Source organism: Mitsuaria sp. CC2 (assembly GCF_048957715.1).
Classification (GTDB): domain Bacteria; phylum Pseudomonadota; class Gammaproteobacteria; order Burkholderiales; family Burkholderiaceae_C; genus Roseateles.
In genome coordinates, this window is the sequence record NZ_JARVXN010000013.1 from 391,195 (window position 1) to 411,827 (window position 20,633).

The window sequence follows — 20,633 nt, forward strand, 5'->3', positions numbered from 1 at the left end:
CTTTCGAATTGATGACTGTCGAAAGAATTCGAGCAGCATTTTCTTACTGACGCACCGCGACCGCACTCGATATGTCCGGGTTTTCCCGCGAAATTCGCCTGTTCAGGGCCTGTCGCGGTTTCTTCCGTTGTGTTTCCGGTTTCATTGCCCTATTCTTTCGTTCGAAAGCTACGACAAGGAAAGCGATCCATGCAACGACATTGGCTGACCTATGCGCTGGTCACGACCCTTTTCTGGGGCGCGTGGGGCGCGCTGACGGGCTTGTCTTCCGCACGCGGCTTCCCGGACACGCTGGTCTACGTCGTGTGGGCGCTGACGATGATCCCGCCGGCGGTGTTCGTGCTGGCGCGCGCGGGCTGGAAGCTGCAGCGCGACCGCCGCGCCGTGATCCAGGGCCTGACGGTCGGGCTGCTGGGCGCGGGCGGGCAGATGCTGCTATTCCGCGCGGTCGAGTCCGGCCCCGCCTACCTGATCTTCCCGATCGTCTCGCTGTCGCCGGGCGTGACGATCGCGCTGTCCTACGGACTGCTGCGCGAGCGTACCGGGAAGCTCGGCGTGGCCGGCATCGTGCTGGCGCTCTTCGCCCTGCCCTTGTTCGATTACCAACCCGGGCAGCAGAGCCAGGCGCTGGGATTGTGGTTTGCGCTGGCGCTCGTGGTGATGCTGGCCTGGGGCCTGCAGGCCTACTTCCTGAAGACCGCCAACAACGCCGCCAGCGCCGAGAGCATCTTCTTCTACATGACCCTCAGCGCGCTGCTGTGCATTCCGGCCGCGCTCTGGATGACGGACTTCTCCAAGCCCATCCCCTGGGGCTGGGACGGCCCCGGCCTGGCGGCCTTGATCCAGGTGCTCAACGCGGTGGGCGCGCTCACGCTGGTCTACGCCTTCCGCTACGGCAAGGCGCTGGTCGTCTCGCCGCTGGTCAACGCCGGCGCCCCGCTGCTGACGGCGCTCGCGTCGATGGCGATGAGCGGCGCCGCGCCCGGCGGATTCAAGCTGGCCGGCGTCGCGCTCGCGCTGCTCGCCGCGCTGCTGCTGGCCCTGCAACCCGAAGGCGACGCCAAGACCTGACCCCACGGTCCGGTCGTCCGCCCCTCATCCGACAGATTCGACAGGAAGGATTCCCCTTGAAGCTCATGCTCGATCTCGTGCGACGCCACAAGCAGTCGGCGTCCGGATCCCCGGCAGGTCCGACAGGTCCGGACGGCACGGCCGCGCCGGCCATCGGCATCCCGTCGATGTGCTCGGCGCATCCCGTCGTCATCGCCGCGACGCTGCGCGAGTGCGGCGCGCTCGGCCGCCCCGCGCTGATCGAGGCGACCTCCAACCAGGTCAACCAGGACGGCGGCTACACCGGCATGAAGCCGGCGGACTTCCGCCGCTTCGTCGAGGCGATCGCGAAGGTCGAGGGCGTGGACCCCGGCCTGCTGATCCTCGGCGGCGACCACCTCGGCCCGAACGCCTGGCGCAAGCAGCCCGCGGCGCAGGCGATGGCCAAGGCGGAAGTGATGGTGGCGCAGTACGTCGCGGCCGGCTTCCGCAAGATCCACCTGGATTGCTCGATGTCCTGCGCGGACGACCCGGTGCCGCTCTCCGAGGCCGAGATCGCCGCCCGCGCCGTGCGTCTGTGCCTGGCGGCCGAAGCCGCCTGGCGCGACACGCCCGATCGCGGCGAGCCGCCGGTCTACGTCATCGGCACCGAGGTGCCGGTGCCGGGCGGCGCGCATGAGGATCTGGAAGACCTCGCGGTGACCTCGCCGGAAGCGGCCGGCGCGACGCTGGCGCTGCACCGCGACGCGTTCGCGACGTCCGGCCTCGAGGCCGCCTGGGAACGCGTGATCGCGATGGTGGTGCAGCCGGGCGTCGAGTTCGACCATCACAAGGTCATCGACTACAAGCCCGAAAAGGCGCGCGCGCTGAGCGCCTTCATCGAATCGCAGCCGGGTCTGGTCTTCGAGGCGCACTCCACCGATTACCAGACCCCCGGGCGGCTGGCGCAACTGGCGCGCGACCACTTCGCGATCCTGAAGGTCGGCCCCGGCGCGACCTTCGCGCTGCGCGAGACGCTGTGGGCGCTGGCCGCGGTCGAGCGCGAATGGCTGGGCCCGCAGGCCGGCCAGGACAACCTGATCGATACCGTGCTCGGCGTCATGCGCGCGGAACCCGGCCACTGGGCCCCCTACTACCAGGACCCGTCGCGGCTGCAGGTCGACCTGGCCTACAGCCTGAGCGACCGCATCCGCTACTACTGGGCGCATCCGACGGTGCAGACCGCCTGCGCGGCGCTGCTGGACCGGCTGGAGCATTCGCCGCCGCCGCTGACGCTGCTGAGCCAGTACCTGCCGCGCCAGTACGACGCGATCCGCGACGGCCGCCTGCGCAACCGCCCCGCGGAGATCCTCCGCGACGGCGCCGCGCAGTCGCTGCGTCCCTACCTCGCCGCCTGCGCCGCCTGAACGGCTGAGCCGTTCCCACGCCCCGCCCTCTCCAACAGAACAAGACCCGTCACGATGAGCCTGCTCAACTTCGAAACCGCCGAACTCGCCCGCCGCGGCGCGCCGCACACCGCGCGCGAGATCGCCCAGCAACCTGAGGTCTGGCGCACGGTGCACGCGCTGGTGCAATCGCAGCGCGTGGCGATCGACGCCTTCCTGCAGCCGCTGCTGGCGCGGCCGGACCTGCGCATCGTGCTGACCGGCGCGGGCAGCTCCGCCTTCATCGGGCAATGCCTGACCCCGGCGCTGCTGCAGCAGTTGGGCGCCAGGCCCGGTATCCGCGTCGAGGCCATCGCCACGACCGACATCGTCTCCAACCCCGCGCAATGCCTGCAGCCCGGCGTGCCGACGCTGCTGGTCTCGTTCGCCCGCTCGGGCAACAGCCCGGAGAGCCTGGCCGCCGTCGAGTTGGCCGACGCGACGGTTGGCGAGTGCCATCACCTCGCCGTCACCTGCGCGGCGGAAGGCACGCTGGCGCGCCGCCTGGGCGACCGCGAGCGCGCCCACGTGCTGCTGCTGCCCGACGAGACCCACGACCGCGCCTTCGCGATGACCTCCAGCTTCACCGGCATGCTGCTGGCCGCGGCCTGGGCCTTTGGCATGGCACTGCCGTCGGCCGAGACGCTCGGCGACGCGGCGCGCCAGCTGCTTGCCACCGAGGCGGCGCGCCTGGACGCGCTGAACGCGGTGTCCTTCGAGCGCGTCGTCGTGCTCGGCAGCAACGGCTTGCAAGGCCTGGCGAAGGAAGCCGCGCTGAAGGTGCTGGAGCTGAGCGACGGCCGCCTCGTCGCCCTGGCCGACTCGCCGCTGGGATTCCGCCACGGTCCCAAGACGGTGCTGAACGACCGCACGCTGGTGCTGATCGTGCTGTCCAACGACAGCTACACCCGCCGCTACGACCTGGACCTGCTGCGCGAACTGCGCCGCCAGGGCCGCGGGCGCATCGTCGCGCTCAGCACCTCGTCGCTGAACGCCGAGGACGCGCTGGCCGAGGACGACGTGCTGCTGGCGCTGCCGGTGAACGCGCCGGACCTGGCGCTGGCGCCGGTGGCGCTGGTCTTCGCGCAGTGCCTGGCGCTGCTGGCCTCGCTCAAGCTCGGCATCACGCCGGACAATCCGAGCGCCTCGGGCACCGTGACGCGCGTCGTCAGCGGCGTCATCATCCATCCGCTGGCCGCTTCGGCGCCTTGATCCGCAGCTTCCGATCCCGCTCATGACACCCGGCACCCAAGACACTGGCGAACGTCCGATCTTCCTCGGCATCGACGGCGGCGGCACCAAGACCTGCTTCCTGCTGCTGGACGGCCACGGCCGCCAACTGGCCCGCCACACCACGACGACGAGCTACTACCTGGAGATCGGCTTCGGCGCGTTGCGTGCGCTGCTGCGCGACGGCGTCGCCGAGACGCTGCAACAGGCGGGCGTCGCGCCGGCCCGGGTGACCTCCGCCTTCGCCGGCCTGCCGGCGCACGGCGAGGACAGCGCGCTGGTCGCCGACTTCGACAGCCTGCTGGCCGGCGCCCTGCCGCGCGCGGTCATCGGCAACGACATGGTGTGCAGCTGGGCCGGCTCGCTGGGCGGCGACGACGGCATCAGCCTGGTCGCGGGCACCGGGTCGATCGCCTACGGCGAATGGCAGGGACGCGGCGCGCGCTCCGGCGGCTGGGGCGAGGTCTTCGGCGACGAGGGCTCGGCCTACTGGCTCGCGCGCGAAGGCCTCGCGCTGTTTTCGCGCATGGCCGACGGCCGCGCCGCGCCGGGACCGCTGCTCGGGCTGGTGCGGGAGCATTTCCAGCTGACGCACGACCTGGACCTGTGCGCGGCGATCAACGGCGATGCGGCGCGCAGCCGGCTCGCGCAGTTCGCTCGGCTCGTGTCCTCGGCCGCCGCGGACGGCGACACGCAGGCGATCGCCCTCCTCGGCCGGGCCGGCGACGAACTGGCCGCGCTCGCGGGGGCGATCGCCCGGCAACTGGCGCTGCCGGCGGACGCGCAGGTGCCGGTCTCGTACACCGGCGGCGTGTTCGAAGCCGGCGCCACCGTCACCGACGCGCTGCGACGCGCGCTTGCCCGCGACGTGCCGGGCGCGACGCTGATCGCGCCGCGCTTCGGCCCGGAGCTGGGCGCGGCCATGTACGCGGCGCGGCTGGCGGGTTTTCGCCTACGGCCGCAGACCTGATTCAGGTCCTTACGAACGCAGCCGCCTCGATATCATTCGAAAGTTTTCGACTTCCGGATCGTCATGACCACCACCACCACCGTCCCCATCGCCGAGAAGCCTGACGCCGCGTTGCTGATCGACGAGCGTCGGCGGCTGATCCGCGAGCAGGTGCAGGCGCAGGGCAAGGTGACGGTGGAGGAACTGGCCGAGCGCTTCGGCATCTCGGTGGTGACCATCCGCAGCGACCTGAACGCGCTGGCGTCGACCGGCGCGCTGCTGCGCACGCACGGCGGCGCGCTGGCGCATCGCGACACCGAGGAGGTGCCGATCAGCGTCAAGCAGAAGCTGCATCACGAGCAGAAGGTGCGCATCGCCGTGGAGGCCGCGAAGCTGATCCGCGACGGCGAGACCATCCTGCTGGATTCGGGCTCGACGACCGAGGAAATCGCCAAGCAGATCCGCGGCCTGCGGCTGCAGTCGCTGAACGTGATCACCAACGCGCTGAACATCGCGGTGCTGCTGGCGACGGTGCCCGGCGTGAACGTGATCATGCCGGGCGGGCTGCTGCGGCAGAACTCGTACTCGCTGTCGGGTCCGCAGGCGGTGACGGCGCTGCAGAGCCTCTACGCCGACCGGCTGTTCCTCGGCGTGGACAGCCTGGACCCGGAGATCGGCCTGATGACGCCGCATCTGCTGGAGGCGCAGCTGAACGCGCAGATGATGAAGATCGCGCGCCAGATCGTCGCGGTCGCGGACGCGTCCAAGCTGATGAAGCGCAACCTCTCGGTGATCGCGCCGGTCGAGCAGATCGACATGCTGATCACCGACAAGGAGGCCGACGAGCACATCGTCGGCGAACTGCGGCGTCGGGGCGTCGAGGTCGTGCTGGCCTGACCCGCAACGCCGCGGGCGATCAGACCGGCGGCATCACCGGCTGCGGGATCACCAGCAAGTCGACGAGCACGTCGGACGGCAGATGGCCGCCCTGAGCGATCGTCACCGAGAGTTCGTCGGTCTTCGCCTCGGCGCCGATCGCGTGTTCCTCCGACGTGAACCCGTACTCGAAATGGATGGGCGGCTCGTCTGGCAACGCGCGTTCGCCGCTCGCAGACTGCACCGCCTGCATCAGGTGCATCGCCGCCGACACCACCTGCATCACCTGCATCGCCGCGGCGAAATCAAGCGCCCCCCGCGGGACCGCAATCACATCGTTCAAGGTCTGCAGCTCAGAGTCCCACTCAGTAGACGCCCTCGGGGTGGTCGGGACTGTTTCATCGGCATTCAGTTCATGGTTCACGGGAAGTTCTCCTTGGCAATGTGGCGCCTCAACGAGCGCCGGACTTCGATTGCATCCCGTCTCGCGCCGATCGGGGCCGGCGCGCCTCGGATGCCATGCCGTAGTCCTCCTTGCCGCCGAGCCCGGCACCTGAGATGCACCGGCAGCAGGTGTCAGAACCCTGTCTTGGGAATACAGGGAAAAGCGGAGAGCCCCCGGATTCCCGCGCCCTCCGTTCGTGAACGCCGGCTCAGCGTCTGAACGGCGCGCAGGGATCTTCCCGCAACGGCGCGGGCGCACGCTCGACGCGGTCGTAGCCACCGGCGGGCGTGGCGCTTCCGGGCTCCAGATAGGCGATGGCGTCGATGTCCGACGCCGGCACCCCGGCCGCCTGGAGGTAGACCGGCACGGCGACATCGCGACGCACGTGGCCGTTCCCGGCGATCAGCACGACGCGTTTCGCGCCTGACTGCCGCGCTGCGAGCATCGCCTGCGCCATCGCGGCGTCACGCGCGCGCTGCGCCTGGACCATGCCGGGCAGCATCGCCTCCGGCATCGCGCCGCAGTGTCCGTCCTGGATGTCCTTGCTGAGCGTGTCCTGCTGCGTGCCGTTCCACGTCGCGCGGTTGCGCAGCACGAGCAGGTCGGCCGGCCAGGCGGCGTCGCCTTCGCGGACGATCCTGCGGATCTGGTCGCGATCGATGTTGCCGCCGCGAACCTCCGCGCCGGATTGCAGCGCGACGTCGAACAGCGGCTGATGCAGCGGCCAGCGCCAGCCCTTGCGGTCGAACTTCGCCGCGTCGATGACGGCGTTCACGTCGCCCGGCGTCGTCTTGCGCGCCGTCGCCACGGCGGCGTCCTCGCTGCGCGAGAACTGCTCGAACACCACCACCGTCCTCGGCTCCTGCGCGATCAGCCGTCGCAGCTGCTCCGCGCGGGCGCGATGGTGGTCGGGGTTGTCGTGCAGCTCGCCGAGCAGGACGAATTCAGGCTCGACCTTGGACGAGGCCGGCGCCGCGGCCGTTGCGTCCGTCGCGTCCGTCGCGTCCGTCGTCGTCGACGCGCACGCGGCGAGCAGCATCGTCAGGAGCGCCAGCGTGGCGCCTCGGAAGGCAGTGTTCATGGGTTCGGTCCTGGGAAGAACGGGAAACGGAACAGGCCTGCCGAGCGTTGGCTGGGTCGGGCGAAGGGATCAGCGATCGATTGTCGCCCCGGAGCCTCCGCTGGAAAGGGGACTCAGCGGATCGTCATCGTCGATCGCACCGCCTTGACCGCGCCCTCGCCCATCGCGGCGCCGAAGCGCTTGGCGATGCGTTCGGCGACGTTGTCGCGCGGCGTGTAGTCGACGACGTCCTCGGCCTTCACCACCTCGCGGGCGACGTAGTCGAGGGTGCCGGTGCCGTCGGCCAGACCGAGCTGGACCGCCTGCTCGCCGTTCCAGAACAGGCCGGAGAACATCTCCGGCGTCTCCTTGAGCCGCGTGCCTCTGCCTTCGCGCACCACGGCGATGAACTGCTGGTGGATCTGGTCCAGCATCGCCTGCGCGTAGGCCTGCTGCCTGGGCGTGACCGGCGAGAACGGGTCCAGCATCCCCTTGTTTTCACCCGCCGTCATCAGCCGGCGCTCGACGCCGACCTTCTTCATCACCTCGGTGAAGCCGAAGCCGTCCATCAGCACGCCGATCGAGCCCACCACCGACGCCTTGTCGACGTAGATCTCGTCCGCGCCCGCGGCGATGTAGTACGCGCCGGACGCGCAGATCTCCTCGACGACCGCGTAGACCTTCTTCTTGTGCAGCGCCTTCAGGCGCTTGAGCTCGTCGTTGACGATGCCCGACTGCACCGGACTGCCGCCCGGCGAGTTGATGCGCAGCACCACCGCCTGCGAGCCCGGATCCTCGAACGCGGCCTTCAGCGCGGCGTTGATGAGTTCGGCGCTGGCCTCGGTGTCGGGCGCGATCTCGCCGCGAACCTCGACGAGCGCGGTGTGCGGCCCGGTCGTCGCGCCGCCATGGTGCTTCGCCGAGAACATCGACCAGATGAACAGCAGCAGCACCGACACCCAGATCAGCCGGAAGAAGCTCTTCCAGCGCCGGTCGCTGCGCCGGTCGCGCAGGTAATCATGAGCGAACTGCTCGATCACGTGCTCGTAGCGGCCCGGAACGGCCGAGCCGCCCGGGGTGGGCGCCGAGCCGGCCGCGGCATGCGCCGATGCGCCGGGTGCCGTGGCGTTCAGGATGTCTTCCGGCCGCGCGGTCGCGTCCGGGATCGGGCGCGGCAGGTCGCTTTCAGCGCGGGAATCGTCGTTGGGGTTCATGCAATCCTCGAAACTCAATCCTCGAACACGGGGCGCGTGTCGCGGGAGGGATACCAGAAGACCTGGCCGTCCTGCTCGCGCACGTCAAGCTTGGTCAGGCCGAAACGGCCGCACATGCCGGTCACGCAGCGCCCGTCCCGCGGGTGATACGCCGCGCCGTGGATGCTGCAGATGATGTATTCCTTCTTGCTGTCCAGGAACTCGCCTTCCTGCCAGTCCATCTCGGTCGGCACATGCGCGCAGCGGTTGAGGTAGGCGACGACCTCGCCGTCGAAACGCAGCGCGAAGGCCGTCGCCGGCTGGCGGAACTGCAGCACGTCGAAGGTGTGCGCGCGGCCGCGCTCCTCCAGTTCGGAGGAGGCGCACAGCGGCACCGGGGGCAGGTCTTGCTCGGACGTCATGCGAAAAGGATCCGGGAAGCGGGAGGGATCGGAAAAGGCGCGGGGAGGGATCGGCGAGAGCTCGGGCGGCGCATCACGCGTTGGCCAGCAGCCAGTCGCGCAGCGTCGGGACGTCGTGCGCGACCAGCAGCGGCTCGAAGCCGCGCAGCGATTCGTGTTCATGCGCGCCGTAGGTGACCGCCACCGCCGGGCAGCCGGCATTGCGCGCCAGCTGCAGGTCGTGCGTGGTGTCGCCGATCATCAGCGTGCGTTCGGGCTCGACGCCGAACTCGCGCATCAGCTCCAGCAGCATCTGCGGGTTGGGCTTGCCGGCGGTCTCGTCCGCGGTGCGGGTGCCGTCGAACAGCGTCTTCATGTCCACGGCGGCCAGCGCCTCGTCCAACCCGCGCCGGCTCTTGCCGGTCGCGACGGCCAGCCAGTGGTGTCGCGCCTTCAGCTCGCTCAGCAGCCCGGGCACGCCGTCGAACAAGGTCACCTCGTGCGCCGATGCGAAGTAGTGATGGCGGTAGCGCTGCCCGAGTTCCGGATACCGCACCGGGTCCAGGCCCGGCAGCGCGTACTGCAGCGCCTCGATCAGGCCCATGCCGATGACGTAGGCGGCGTGTTCGCGGGACGGCGGCTCCAGGCCGAGGTCGGCCGCTGCGCGCTGCATGCAGTTCACGATCAGCGCGGTGGAGTCGAACAGGGTGCCGTCCCAGTCGAACACGATCAGGTCGAAGCGTTGAGGCATGGCGGTCCGCAAAAGGCGTCAGGTCGTCGGTCGTCGCGCATCGGGCGTCAGTACGCCGGACGACGCAGCGCGGCCAGGAGTTTCTCGCACTCCGGCGGCAAGGGCGCCTCCAGGGTCAAGGTCTCGCCGGTCGCGGGGTGCACGACGCGCAGCTGCCGCGCATGCAGGAACATCCGGTCGAAGCGCAGCGCGCCGCGCGCGATCAGGCGGTTGGCCTCGAAGTCGCCGTACTTGGGATCCCCGACAATCGCATGGCCCTCGTGAGCCAGGTGGACCCGGATCTGGTGCGTGCGGCCGGTCTTGATCGTGACGTCGAGCAGGCTGTAGCCGGCGGCGGCGGCCCCCTTGCTGTCGCCTGAATAGGCTTCCACCACCTTCACCAGACTGATGGATCGCTTGGCCTGCTCCGCCTGCGGATCCTTGGGATCGGGCACCGCCCTCACCCAGCGCTCGCCGTCGCTGCCGACGAACTTCAGCAGCGGGACGTCGACGACCTTCCTGCTCTTCGCCCAGGTACCGGCGACCAGCGCCGCGTAGGTCTTGCCGGTCTCGCGGTCGCGCAACTGGTCCTGCAGGTGCGTCAGCGCGCTGCGCTTCTTGGCGATCATCAGCAGGCCGGAGGTTTCCTTGTCCAGCCGGTGCACCAGCTCCAGGAACTTCGCCTGCGGGCGGGCGCGGCGCAGCTGCTCGATCACGCCGAAGCTCACGCCCGAGCCGCCGTGCACCGCCACGCCGGCGGGCTTGTCGACGACGATCAGGTGCTCGTCCTCGAAGACGATCGGGAACTCGCGGGCCGGCACGGCGGCGGCCTGGTCCGCCGGCTTCTCCGCCAGCCGGACCGGCGGCACGCGCACGACGTCGCCGACGTCGAGCCGCGAGTCGGCGCTGCAGCGGCCCTTGTTGATGCGCACCTCGCCGGACCGGATGATCCGGTAGACCAGCGTCTTGGGCGCGCCCTTCAGTTCACGGATCAGGAAGTTGTCCAGCCGCTGTCCGGCGGAGCCCTCGTCGACGGTCAATTGACGGACCTGGGCCGGCGTGACCGGCGCCGCGGTTGACGGCTCGGCCGACGCCGCGGGCGCAGCCGGGGCCGGCGACCGGGCCTGGGGGGGCGCGGCGCCCCTCGCGGCACTGCGGGCAGTCCCTGGGGCGGCCTTGCGGGCTTTAGCCCCTATAATGCTGCTTGCCACGTTTCCGTTCTAAGTATTTGATTTTTCTCATTTTACTCGGACGCACGCGTCCGAGGTCGGCGAGAACGTGGCAGTGAGCAGCGATTGTGAGTAGGCTGCTCATCACTTTTGGTGATGCAACGTCAGGTCATCGATGTCGGGCCCGCTTCCCAAAGCGAGCGGGCAGTCACCGAGGCCGGACGGCAGAGCAACATCGTGAGAACCATGCCCGCGAGGCCGGTCGCATTCCAGGATGTCGGCAGGCGGCGCGGGCAGTACAACAAGGTTTCACGACGTCAGAAGACGGGCTGCAAGGCCCCGGCGCTGACGTCAGCACCCAGGCTCCGATTCCGGATGTTTTCTTCGGTCCATTCCACCCCCCGCCGCTTGCGAGCGCGTGTTGGCTTCGTCCACACGCCAGGCTCCGGCCGTGGTCGGGTCGCGCCTCAGTCGGCGCGCTTGAGGACCAAGACAGCCGACCCGGGGCCTGCGGCGCACGCGCCAACGCTGCATCGCTGAACGGCCAACGAGCCGTTCGATTTGCAGTCCAGGGCGATCCTTTCATTGGTTCTTTCGTGTTTCTCGTGCATCGGTCGAATCGCCCGCCGGTGACCCACCGGCGGCGGTTCTGAAGCACGCGCGTCAGCGGCAAGGCCCTGGCGTGGAGGAGAACTGATGAAACGCATGCTGATCAACGCGACGCAGCAGGAAGAGCGTCGCCTGGCCATCGTCGATGGACAGAAGCTGTTGGACTTCGAGACCGAGATCGAGGGCCGCGAACAGCGCAAGGGCAACATCTACAAGGCGGTCGTGACGCGCGTCGAGCCGTCGCTGGAGGCCTGCTTCGTGGATTACGGCGAGGACCGCCACGGCTTCCTGCCGTTCAAGGAGATCTCGCGCACCTACTTCCGCGAAGGCGCCGACGTGCGCTCCGCCAAGATCCAGGACGTGATCAAGGAAGGCCAGGAACTGCTGGTCCAGGTCGAGAAGGAAGAGCGCGGCAACAAGGGCGCGGCGCTGACGACCTTCGTGTCGCTGGCGGGCCGCTACCTGGTGCTGATGCCCAACAACCCGCGCGGCGGCGGCGTCTCGCGCCGCATCGAGGGCGAGGACCGCGAGGAACTCAAGGACGCGCTCGACCAGCTCGAGTACCCGAAGGGCATGTCGCTGATCGCCCGCACCGCCGGCATCGGCCGTTCCGCCGCCGAGCTGCAGTGGGACCTGAACTACATGCTCAAGCTCTGGACCGCCATCGACGAAGCGTCGGGCGGCAAGGGCGCCTTCCTGATCTATCAGGAGTCGTCGCTGGTGATCCGCGCGATCCGCGACTACTTCACCGCCGACATCGGCGAGATCCTGATCGACACGGACGACATCTTCGAACAGGCCCACCAGTTCATGTCGCACGTGATGCCGGAGACGGCACACAAGGTCAAGCGCTACCGTGACGACGCGCCGCTGTTCAGCCGCTTCCAGATCGAGCACCAGATCGAGACGGCCTTCAGCCGCACGGTGAACCTGCCGTCGGGCGGCGCCATCGTGATCGACCACACCGAGGCGCTGGTCTCGGTGGACGTGAACTCCGCGCGCGCCACCCGCGGCGGCGACATCGAGGAAACCGCCACCCGCACCAACCTGGAAGCCGCCGACGAGATCGCGCGCCAGATGCGTCTGCGGGACCTGGGCGGCCTGATCGTCGTGGACTTCATCGACATGGAGGAGTCCAAGAACCGCCGCGAGGTCGAACAGCGCCTGCGCGACGCGCTGCGCCAGGACCGCGCCCGCGTGCAGTTCAGCTCGATCAGCAAGTTCGGCCTGCTGGAACTGAGCCGCCAGCGCCTGCGCCCGGCGCTGAGCGAAGGCAGCCACATCACCTGCCCGCGCTGCAACGGCACCGGCCACATCCGCGACACGGAGTCCTCCGCGCTGCAGATCCTGCGCATGGTCCAGGAAGAGTCCATGAAGGACAACACCGCCGCCGTGCACGTGCAGGTGCCGGTGGAAGTGACCTCGTTCCTGCTCAACGAGAAGCGCACCGAGATCACCAAGATCGAGCTCAAGCAGCGCGTGACCGTGCTGCTGGTGCCCAACCGTCACCTCGACACGCCGAACTACAAGCTCGAGCGCCTGCGCCACGACGATCCCCGCCTGGAAAACCTGCAGGCGAGCTACACGATGATCGAGGAGCAGCAGGAAGAGGAAAGCATCACCCGCCGCGGCGCCGAGAAGAAGAACAAGCAGGAGCCGCTGATCAAGGGCATCCTGCCGGAGCAGCCGGCCCCGATGCCGGTCGCTGCCGCGCCCAAGGCCGTCGAGCCGGTGGCTGCCGCCCCGGTGGCCGCCCCTGCGCCGGCCGCGCCCGTGGCCGCCGGTGGTGGCTTCTTCGGCTGGATCAAGAGCCTGTTCGGTGGAGAACCGGCGCCCGCGCCGGCACCGGCCCCCGCGGCCAAGTCGGCCGAGCCCGTCAAGAAGGAACGTGGCGAGCGCGGTGAACGCAGCGAGCGTGGCGAACGCGGTGGTGATCGCGGCCGCGGCGGCGATCGCAACCGCCGTGGCGAACGCGGTGAGCGTGGCGAACGCGCTGGCGGCGAACGCGGCGAGCGCGGTGAACAGAAGGCCCGCGACGGCAAGCCGCGCGGCGAGGGCAAGCCGCAGCAGGAAGGTCGCGGCGAGCGTCCGGAACGTGGCGAGCGCGCCGAGCGTGGTGACCGTGCCGAGCGCGGTGGTGAACGCGCTGAACGTGGCGATCGTGCCGAACGCGGTGAACGCGGCGGTGAACGTGGCGAGCGCGGCGGTGACCGTCCGCGTCGCAGCGATCGCGCCGACAAGCCGGAACAGGCAGTCGATGGCGCGCCGCGTCAGGAGCGCACCGAACGCGGTGACCGTCCTGAGCGTGGCGATCGTCCGGAACGGGGTGAACGTGCAGAGCGCGGTGATCGGGGCGAGCGTGGCGAAGGCCGCCGCCGCCGCGAGGAACGTCCGGCTGACGGCTCGCAGGAGCAACTGAGCGCCCTGGCCGGCACCGAAGCCGCCAACGTCGAATCGCCGATCGCGTTCGCCGACACGCAGCCGCTGGAAGCGCCCCTGGGCGAAGCCGGTGACGAGCGTCAAGGCCGTCGTCGTCGTCGTCGCGGCAATCGCGATCGCGGTGAAGGCGTCGAGGGCGCGGAGCAGGTCGAAGGCACGCTGGTCGAAGGCCAGGCCCAGTCCGGCGAGTCCTCGTTCACCGAAGGCGCCGGTTCCGCCGCCGCTGCGGTGGTCGACGGTGAAGCCCCGGTGGGCGAAGAAGGTGCGGAAGGCGGCGAAGGCCAAGGCCGCCGTCGTGGCCGTGGTCGCGACCGTTATCGCCGTGACCGTCGCGAGGGCGAAGGCGCACTGGCCGACGGCGTGACCGCCGACGGTGAGGTCGCCGCCACGCCGGCTGTCGCCGCGCTGGACGGCATCGTGCTGGACGCCGGCGCATCCCCGCGTCAGCTGGAACTGGGCGACGAGCCGAAGCAGGCGCCGGTGCAAGCGCCGGTGGCGGCTGCCGCGCCGACGCCGGCTCCGGTCCAGGCCCCAGCCCCTGCTGCCATTGCCGCCGCTCCGGCTCCTGTTGCTGCGCCAGTGGTTGCCGCTACGGTGGCTGCTGCTCCGGTGGCTGCTCCGGCTCCGGCTCCGGTCGCACGCTTCGAGCTGCCGATGACCGAGCTCAGCGCTGTCGCCGAAGGCGCCGGCCTGGTCTGGGTCAACAGCGACGCCGACAAGATTGCCGCCGCCAAGGCTGCGATCGCTGCCGAGCCGGCCGCCGCGCCGCTGGGCCGCGAACCCGCACCGGTGGTGGTGGTCGACGAAGGCCCGCTGGTGCTGGTCGAGACCCGCAAGGATCTGAACCAGATCAAGCTTCCTTTCGAAGCCTGATTCGAAGCTTGATGCCGGCATGAGCTCCCTCTCCCGCACCGCGGGAGAGGGGCCATCAGAGAGCCGCTCACACCTGAATCGCCACAGCCGCCGAGACACCCCTCGGCGGCTTTCCTTTTGGGGCGTCACGAGCGCCCCGACATGACGGAGACAGCCACTTGACCACCTCCTCCACCATCGCCGCCCGGCCGGGCGACGCGGCCGGCGCCAAGGCCGCGCCGAAGATGCCGCCGCAGATCCCGTACATCATCGCCAACGAGGGCTGCGAGCGTTTCAGCTTCTACGGAATGCGCAACATCCTGACGGTGTTCCTGATGACCAGCCTGCTGCTGGCGATCCCGGAGCCGCTGCGCAAGGGTGAGGCCAAGGAGGTGTTCCACACTTTCGTCATCGGCGTGTACTTCTTCCCGCTGCTGGGCGGCTGGCTGTCGGACCGCTTCTTCGGCAAGTACAACACCATCTTCTGGCTGAGCCTGGTGTACTGCGCCGGCCACGCCTGCCTGGCGATCTTCGAGGACAACCTGCGCGGTTTCTACTTCGGCCTGTTCCTGATCGCGCTGGGCTCCGGCGGCATCAAGCCGCTGGTGAGTTCCTTCATCGGCGACCAGTTCGACAAGAGCAACCGCACGCTGGCGCAGAAGGTCTTCGACGCCTTCTACTGGATCATCAATTTCGGCTCGTTCTTCGCGTCGCTGCTGATGCCGATCTTCCTGGACAGGTTCGGCGCGAGCGTCGCGTTCGGCATCCCGGGCGCGCTGATGTTCATCGCCACGGTCATCTTCTGGAGCGGCCGTCGCAAATACACGCACGTGCCGGCCGGCGCGTCGCACCGCGATCCTCACGGCTTCCTGAAGGTCGTGCGCACGGCGCTGCTGTCGCAGGCGCCCGGGCAGGGTCGCGGCGGCCTGTTCGTCGCCGGCCTGGGCATGGTGCTCGCCGTCGGCGCGCTGCTGCTGACGCCCAACCTCGGCTTCGTGATCGCCTTCTGTTCGGCGCTGGTGCTGGTGATGGGATTCGGCGGCGTCGGCGCCTGGATGCAGCTGGAGCGGGCCCGCGCGGTGCATCCGGATGAAGCCGTCGAGGGCGTGCGCACGGTGCTGCGCCTGCTGGTGCTGTTCGCGCTGGTCACGCCGTTCTGGTCCCTGTTCGACCAGAAGGCCTCGACCTGGGTGCTGCAGGCCGACCAGATGGCCAAGCCGGAGTGGTTCAAGTCCTCGATGATGCAGGCGCTGAATCCGGCGCTGGTCATGATCCTGATCCCGTTCAACAACCTCGTGCTGTACCCGCTGCTGGCCAGGATGGGCCTGGAGGTCACCGCGCTGCGCCGCATGGGCGCGGGCATCGCGTTCGCGGGCCTCGCCTGGATCGTGGTCGGCGGCCTGCAGCTGTGGATCGACGGCGGTCACGCGGTCGACATCACCTGGCAGGTGCTGCCGTACGCGCTGCTCACCCTGGGCGAAGTGCTGGTGTCGGCGACGGGCCTGGAGTTCGCCTACAGTCAGGCGCCGCTGGCGATGAAGGGCGTGATCACGAGCTTCTGGAACCTGTCGGTGACGATCGGCAATCTGTGGGTGCTGCTGGCCAACTCCAGCGTCAAGGGCGCGGCGGTGACGGCCTACATCCAGTCCACGGGGACCAGCGTCACGGCGTTCCAGATGTTCTTCTTCGCCGGCTTCGCGCTGCTGGCGGCGCTGCTCTTCGCGCTGTATGCGCGCGGGTACCGGATGCAGGACAACTACCGGGGCTGACGCCCCGCGTCGGGCAGGCTGTTCAAGCTCGCTTTCAGACACGTTTCACAGACACGTTTTTCAGGCAAGGTCAGGGAGATACGGACATGGCTCGAATCCTTTCACTCGTCGCGGCGCTGGCCGTGCAGGCCGCGGTGGCCGTTCCGGCGGCGATGGCGCAGGAGAGCGTCAAGCTCAACATGGTGCCGCTGCCGTCGACGCGGCAGCAGGTCGATCTCACGATGGACATGAAGATGACCATGTCCATGCAGTTGCCGGCCAACGCGACGGACCAGCAGCGCGCGCAGATGGAGCAGATGAAGGCCTCGATGCCGATCACGATGAAGGTCGGCATGCGCCAGGACCTGTCGACGACGGCCAAGGCGGCGGACGGTGCCTACACGCTCAACGCCGAGGTCACCACGCTCAAGAGCGAGATGCGCGACGGCAAGGGCGAAACCAAGCCGATCCCGCAGACGCCGCCGGTGCGCTTCAGCGCGCGGCTGAAGGACGACCAGTTCGAGAAGATCGATCTGCAGCTGCCCAATGCCGGACAGGCGCAGGCGCTGAGCAAGGAGATGCAGGAGCAGATCTTCAACCAGAGCTTCGACTGGATGCGCAAGTTCAATGGCAAGTCGGTGAAGGTCGGCGAGACGATCGAGATGCCGATCGAGATGAACCTGCCGATGGCCTCGGGCAAGGCGGGCAAGCTGGTGGGCCGGTATACGCTGACGTCGGTGGACAAGGGCGTCGCATCCTTCGACGTGGACGTGCGGATGGACATGAGCTTCGCCGCGCCGATGAAGGCGGCCTCGGGCGCGTCGGCGCCGGCGGGTCCGGTGGAGGGTGCGATGACCGGCGCGGGCAAGGGGAAGATGGACCTGCGCCTCGCGGATCGGCTGATGCTACGCAGCACGATGGCGATGACCATGGGCGTGGACATGGCCGGCCCGCAGGGCAACAAGATGCGCATGGACATGGAGATGTCCATGTCCGGCACCGGCAAGGCCCTGCCGCCGGGAGCGAAGAAGCCGGCCGCGCCGGCGAAGCCTGCATCGAAGGGCTGAATGCAGGGCTGAACGATCGCCCTTGCCGCTCGACGGCACCATGAAGAAGACCGCCCGAGGGCGGTCTTGTTCTTTCTTCTTCGGCAGTTCATTGGAGCAGCCTGAACACGCTGGTCATCGCCCCCAGTATCCCGAAGCCCCCGCAGATCGTGACGATCGTCCAGCGCAGGTGAACGCTGAACTTGTCCTCCATCACTGCGAGGATCTCAATCTTGGCGTTGTTCAGGTCGACCTTGGTGGCCACCTTGTCCCACACGTTCTCGAACTTTCCCTCCACCTCCGTCCGCAGCAGGGACAGATCGGCTTTGGGGGCCATCTTGTCCTTCATGTCCTCCAGCTCGATCCGTACCACCGCCAGATCAGCCTTGGTGGCCAGTTGCTGTTGAGCCTGCTGCACGCCCGCAGACATCTCCCTCCGAATCGCTTCCGTCGCAGACCGCGCCGCGTTCTCAGGCACCCCGGCGCCTGTCAGCGCCAGAAAAACATCGAATTCCATTCATACCTCGCTTTCACAAAAAGTCAGGCCCGCGGTGGAAATTTACGCGGCGAGGCAATCCCTGGCACTAGCTGGTTCTAGTGTTCTCTGTCGTGATTCGGGACGAATGAGTCGTCGTGATGCTCAAAAGTTGGAAGGCCGATCACGCCTTCGTGCGTCGACGCACTTCGCGCATGCCGCGCATCGTCGGAATGACTTCGCGCATCACCTGCTGGAAGGCGCGCAGACGCGCGGGTTGGAGGCGTCTCGACGGATAGACGAGCGAGATCGGCAGCGGCGTCGCGCACCACTCGGGCAGGACGCGCACGAGGCGCCCTTCGGCCATGTCGTCGAAGACCGCCCATTGCGACACCAGCGCGAAGCCCAATCCCCGACGCGCCGATTCGATCAGCGCGAAGAGGCTGTCCGTGCCCAGTCGGGGACGGAACCCGATGTGCATGTGCTCTTCGCCGTCGGCGGCGCGCAGGTCCACGCCGTCGCGATAGAACGCCAGCAGCGCCAGCCACGGCTGCGCGCCGAGCAGCGCGGCGATCTCCTCCGGCGGGCGCTTGCCCAGGCCCTTCGGCAGCTTCATCGCGAGCTGCGGCGTCGCGACCAGCACGCGGGGAATCTCGGCGAGCTGCGTCGCGATCAGGTTGGGCTGGCTGATCTCGCCGACCAGCAAGGAGCAGTCGACGTTCTCCCGGCTGAAGTCCGGCAGCTGGTCCTGCAGCATCCATTCCACCGACACGCGCGGATGCCGGGTGAGGAAGGCCGCGAGCGGCTCGATCAGCTGGCTCTGCCCGAAGGCATGCGGAACGCGCAGACGCAACGTGCCGGACAGTTCCTCGCCGCCTTCAAGTTCTTCCGCGAGGGACTGCCACCCGTCGATGAGGTCCTGCGCCTGCGCAGCGCAGCGCTCGCCCTCCTCCGTCAGGCGGAGCCCGCGCGTGGAGCGCTCCACCAGCCGCGCGCCGAGCAGCGACTCCAGCATCTGCACGCGTCGGCTGACGGTGGGCTGCGTGGTCGCGAGCTGCAGCGCGGCGGCGGAGAAGCTGCCGGCCTCCGCCACGCGGAGGAAGGTCTGCAGCAGCGCGAGGCGGTCCTGGCCGCTGTCCCGGTTGGCGTCGTTCATGCCTCGCTTTATACGCTGCGCGTATGGGCGCTGTGCAAGCCGGGCCGGTTCCCCGCACGGCCCTGAATCCGAAGAATACGGGTCATTCGGTCCTCACCCGACCCTCCGACCTTCGGCCCTTCTTCTTCACGCCATCTTGAATCATCCTCCGGGAGTTGCCATGTCCAGCCTTCCCATGCCTTCGACTGCCGCCGCCGCGCCGCGCGACCCCGCCACCCCGTCCGCACCGTTGATCGTGCTGCTGGCGGCGTCGGCGGGGCTCGGCGCCGCGTCGCTGTATTACAGCCAGCCGATCCTGGCGCCGCTCGCCGAGGACCTGCACGCCTCCACGTCCGGCATCGGCGCGGTGCCCATGCTCACCCAGCTCGGCTACGCCGCCGGCATCCTGCTGCTCACGCCGCTGGGCGACCGCTTCGATCGTCGCAAGGTCATCCTGACCAAGTTCGTGCTGCTGATCGCCACCTTGCTGCTGTGCGCCTTCGCGCCCGGCTTCGCGCCCTTCCTCTTGGCCAGCGCGGTGCTGGGCCTGACGGCCACGCTGGCGCAGGACGTCGTGCCGATGGCCGCGACCTTGAGCCCCGTCGCGCATCGCGGCCGCATCGTCGGCCAGGTGATGACGGGCCTGCTGCTGGGCATCCTGCTGTCGCGCGTGATGAGCGGCGTCATCGCGCAGGCGTTCGGCTGGCGCTGGGTCTACGGACTGGCGGCGACGGCGCTGACGGTCACCGGCCTGGCCAGCTGGCGCTGGTTGCCGTCCTCGCCGCCGGCGATGCGCACGACGTATGGCGCCCTGCTCCGCTCGCTGGGTGGCCTGTGGCGGACGCTGCCCACGCTGCGTCGCGCCGCGATCGCCCAGGCCTTGCTGGCGGTGGCGTTCAGCGCTTTCTGGTCGACGCTGGCGGTGATGCTGCACGAGCGCTTCGGACTGGGCAGCGCGGTCTCCGGCGCCTTCGGTCTGGCCGGCGCGGCCGGCGCGCTGGCCGCGCCGCTGGCGGGACGTTTCGCCGACAAGCGCGGCCCCGGCGTGGTGACGAAGCTCGGCTCGCTGCTGGTGGCGCTGTCCTTCGCGGTGATGTCGGTGACCGCGTGGTTGGACCGCGGTGCGGCGATCGTCGTGCTGGTCGTGCTCGCGATCGTCTTCGACTTCGGCGTGCAGGCCGCGCTGGTCGCGCACCAGACGATCGTCTACAGCCTTGACCCGGCCGCGCGCAGCCGCCTCAACGCGCTGTTGTTCACGGGGATGTTCATCGGCATGGCGACCGGTGCCGCGCTGGGCAGCGTGCTGCTGACCCACTGGGGCTGGGTCGGCGTGACCGGACTGGCGACGGTGGCGAGCGCCGGAGCGCTGCTGGTCCGCTTGACCGCGGACGAGTGAAGCCGGGCGCGACGTTCAGTCGCCTCGACCCAGGAAGGCGCGGATCGCCGTGATCTGGCCCTCCACATCGAAGTCCAGTACGTCGACGACGAACAGCTCGATGTTTCCGTCGACGAGGATGCGCAGCTCGCCGGCCACCGAGTTCGCACTCTCCAGCACGTGCAGCACCTCGATGTGAATCGACGCAGCCGACTCGAAGTTCTTGCGCGTCTCCGCAATGGCCGCGTCGCGGCCCTTCACCGAGAGATTCCAGTCGCGCAGCGTGACCTCCTCGGAGAACATCGAGGCGATGCCGTCGAGATCCTTCGCAGCGTAGCGGCGGAGGTAGTCGAGGAAGATCTCCCGCGGCGAAAAGACTGGCATGGATGGCGTCGAGGTCGATGAGGCCCGGGAGGATAAGCGAAGG

Annotated in this window: 18 protein-coding genes; 9 read left to right on the top strand and 9 right to left on the bottom strand. The window is 69.0% G+C overall.

Annotation, left to right across the window (positions count from 1 at the left end):
- The first annotated feature begins 189 nt into the window (after nt 1-189).
- The 5 genes from PV762_RS09430 to PV762_RS09450 all read left to right on the top strand — a co-directional run bounded on the left by PV762_RS09430 (nt 190) and on the right by PV762_RS09450 (nt 5,550).
- Nucleotides 190-1,071 (top strand): EamA family transporter, encoded by an 882-nt coding sequence (locus tag PV762_RS09430; RefSeq protein WP_421034765.1) that lies wholly within the window; start codon nt 190-192, stop codon nt 1,069-1,071.
- 56 nt (nt 1,072-1,127) lie between these two features.
- Complete coding sequence (locus PV762_RS09435) at nt 1,128-2,456, top strand: D-tagatose-bisphosphate aldolase, class II, non-catalytic subunit (RefSeq protein ID WP_421034766.1); 1,329 nt, start codon at nt 1,128-1,130, stop codon at nt 2,454-2,456.
- A gap of 54 nt (nt 2,457-2,510) precedes the next feature.
- Nucleotides 2,511-3,686 carry an SIS domain-containing protein gene (locus PV762_RS09440; protein WP_421034767.1) on the top strand — a complete coding sequence of 392 codons (1,176 nt, stop codon included), beginning with the start codon at nt 2,511-2,513 and terminating at the stop codon, nt 3,684-3,686.
- Between the two features lie 22 nt (nt 3,687-3,708).
- Nucleotides 3,709-4,674, top strand: a complete 966-nt coding sequence (locus PV762_RS09445) for an N-acetylglucosamine kinase (RefSeq protein ID WP_421034768.1) — start codon at nt 3,709-3,711, stop codon at nt 4,672-4,674.
- Nucleotides 4,675-4,737: 63 nt separating this feature from the next.
- The gene (locus PV762_RS09450) at nt 4,738-5,550 is read left to right on the top strand and encodes a DeoR/GlpR family DNA-binding transcription regulator (RefSeq protein ID WP_421034769.1); all 813 of its coding nucleotides are present in this window, start codon (nt 4,738-4,740) and stop codon (nt 5,548-5,550) included.
- 19 nt (nt 5,551-5,569) lie between these two features.
- Here the strand turns inward: PV762_RS09450 and PV762_RS09455 are convergent, their stop codons facing one another.
- The 6 genes from PV762_RS09455 to PV762_RS09480 form a co-directional block, all read right to left on the bottom strand.
- Entirely contained in the window at nt 5,570-5,953 is a 384-nt protein-coding gene (locus tag PV762_RS09455; protein WP_421034770.1) for a hypothetical protein, read from the bottom strand.
- A 229-nt stretch (nt 5,954-6,182) separates the two neighbouring features.
- Complete coding sequence (locus PV762_RS09460; protein ID WP_421034771.1) at nt 6,183-7,055, bottom strand: ChaN family lipoprotein; 873 nt, start codon at nt 7,053-7,055, stop codon at nt 6,183-6,185.
- A gap of 113 nt (nt 7,056-7,168) precedes the next feature.
- Nucleotides 7,169-8,248, bottom strand: a complete 1,080-nt coding sequence (locus PV762_RS09465) for a S49 family peptidase (protein WP_421034772.1) — start codon at nt 8,246-8,248, stop codon at nt 7,169-7,171.
- 14 nt (nt 8,249-8,262) lie between these two features.
- Complete coding sequence (locus tag PV762_RS09470) at nt 8,263-8,649, bottom strand: Rieske (2Fe-2S) protein (protein WP_421034773.1); 387 nt, start codon at nt 8,647-8,649, stop codon at nt 8,263-8,265.
- A gap of 73 nt (nt 8,650-8,722) precedes the next feature.
- A complete protein-coding gene (locus PV762_RS09475) occupies nt 8,723-9,379 on the bottom strand; it encodes an HAD family hydrolase (RefSeq protein WP_421034774.1) in 657 nt (218 codons plus the stop codon).
- A gap of 47 nt (nt 9,380-9,426) precedes the next feature.
- Nucleotides 9,427-10,398, bottom strand: coding sequence for an RluA family pseudouridine synthase (locus PV762_RS09480; protein ID WP_421034775.1), 972 nt, complete (start codon nt 10,396-10,398; stop codon nt 9,427-9,429).
- Between the two features lie 825 nt (nt 10,399-11,223).
- Between PV762_RS09480 and PV762_RS09485 the strand changes: the two genes are divergently transcribed.
- The 3 genes from PV762_RS09485 (at nt 11,224) to PV762_RS09495 (ending at nt 17,242) form a co-directional block, all read left to right on the top strand.
- Nucleotides 11,224-14,448: an Rne/Rng family ribonuclease gene (locus tag PV762_RS09485; protein WP_421034776.1), complete on the top strand. Its 3,225-nt coding sequence runs from the start codon at nt 11,224-11,226 to the stop codon at nt 14,446-14,448.
- A 224-nt stretch (nt 14,449-14,672) separates the two neighbouring features.
- Nucleotides 14,673-16,196 carry an oligopeptide:H+ symporter gene (locus PV762_RS09490; protein ID WP_421034837.1) on the top strand — a complete coding sequence of 508 codons (1,524 nt, stop codon included), beginning with the start codon at nt 14,673-14,675 and terminating at the stop codon, nt 16,194-16,196.
- A gap of 86 nt (nt 16,197-16,282) precedes the next feature.
- Nucleotides 16,283-17,242 (top strand): hypothetical protein, encoded by a 960-nt coding sequence (locus tag PV762_RS09495; RefSeq protein WP_421034777.1) that lies wholly within the window; start codon nt 16,283-16,285, stop codon nt 17,240-17,242.
- An 88-nt stretch (nt 17,243-17,330) separates the two neighbouring features.
- Here the strand turns inward: PV762_RS09495 and PV762_RS09500 are convergent, their stop codons facing one another.
- Nucleotides 17,331-17,738, bottom strand: coding sequence for a hypothetical protein (locus PV762_RS09500; RefSeq protein WP_421034778.1), 408 nt, complete (start codon nt 17,736-17,738; stop codon nt 17,331-17,333).
- A gap of 142 nt (nt 17,739-17,880) precedes the next feature.
- Complete coding sequence (locus PV762_RS09505) at nt 17,881-18,852, bottom strand: LysR family transcriptional regulator (protein WP_421034779.1); 972 nt, start codon at nt 18,850-18,852, stop codon at nt 17,881-17,883.
- Between the two features lie 160 nt (nt 18,853-19,012).
- Between PV762_RS09505 and PV762_RS09510 the strand changes: the two genes are divergently transcribed.
- Nucleotides 19,013-20,227 (top strand): MFS transporter, encoded by a 1,215-nt coding sequence (locus PV762_RS09510; RefSeq protein ID WP_421034780.1) that lies wholly within the window; start codon nt 19,013-19,015, stop codon nt 20,225-20,227.
- A gap of 15 nt (nt 20,228-20,242) precedes the next feature.
- Here the strand turns inward: PV762_RS09510 and PV762_RS09515 are convergent, their stop codons facing one another.
- Nucleotides 20,243-20,590: a nuclear transport factor 2 family protein gene (locus PV762_RS09515; RefSeq protein WP_421034781.1), complete on the bottom strand. Its 348-nt coding sequence runs from the start codon at nt 20,588-20,590 to the stop codon at nt 20,243-20,245.
- Between the last annotated feature and the right edge of the window lie 43 nt (nt 20,591-20,633).

Coding starts and splice junctions, on each gene's coding strand:
- PV762_RS09470 (WP_421034773.1), bottom strand. CDS start 8,649: ATGACGTCCGAGCAAGACCTGCCCCCGGTGCCGCTGTGCGCCTCCTCC.
- PV762_RS09445 (WP_421034768.1), top strand. CDS start 3,709: ATGACACCCGGCACCCAAGACACTGGCGAACGTCCGATCTTCCTCGGC.
- PV762_RS09505 (WP_421034779.1), bottom strand. CDS start 18,852: ATGAACGACGCCAACCGGGACAGCGGCCAGGACCGCCTCGCGCTGCTG.
- PV762_RS09430 (WP_421034765.1), top strand. CDS start 190: ATGCAACGACATTGGCTGACCTATGCGCTGGTCACGACCCTTTTCTGG.
- PV762_RS09450 (WP_421034769.1), top strand. CDS start 4,738: ATGACCACCACCACCACCGTCCCCATCGCCGAGAAGCCTGACGCCGCG.
- PV762_RS09515 (WP_421034781.1), bottom strand. CDS start 20,590: ATGCCAGTCTTTTCGCCGCGGGAGATCTTCCTCGACTACCTCCGCCGC.
- PV762_RS09465 (WP_421034772.1), bottom strand. CDS start 8,248: ATGAACCCCAACGACGATTCCCGCGCTGAAAGCGACCTGCCGCGCCCG.
- PV762_RS09490 (WP_421034837.1), top strand. CDS start 14,673: ATGCCGCCGCAGATCCCGTACATCATCGCCAACGAGGGCTGCGAGCGT.
- PV762_RS09500 (WP_421034778.1), bottom strand. CDS start 17,738: ATGGAATTCGATGTTTTTCTGGCGCTGACAGGCGCCGGGGTGCCTGAG.
- PV762_RS09440 (WP_421034767.1), top strand. CDS start 2,511: ATGAGCCTGCTCAACTTCGAAACCGCCGAACTCGCCCGCCGCGGCGCG.
- PV762_RS09495 (WP_421034777.1), top strand. CDS start 16,283: ATGGCTCGAATCCTTTCACTCGTCGCGGCGCTGGCCGTGCAGGCCGCG.
- PV762_RS09510 (WP_421034780.1), top strand. CDS start 19,013: ATGTCCAGCCTTCCCATGCCTTCGACTGCCGCCGCCGCGCCGCGCGAC.
- PV762_RS09460 (WP_421034771.1), bottom strand. CDS start 7,055: ATGAACACTGCCTTCCGAGGCGCCACGCTGGCGCTCCTGACGATGCTG.
- PV762_RS09485 (WP_421034776.1), top strand. CDS start 11,224: ATGAAACGCATGCTGATCAACGCGACGCAGCAGGAAGAGCGTCGCCTG.
- PV762_RS09475 (WP_421034774.1), bottom strand. CDS start 9,379: ATGCCTCAACGCTTCGACCTGATCGTGTTCGACTGGGACGGCACCCTG.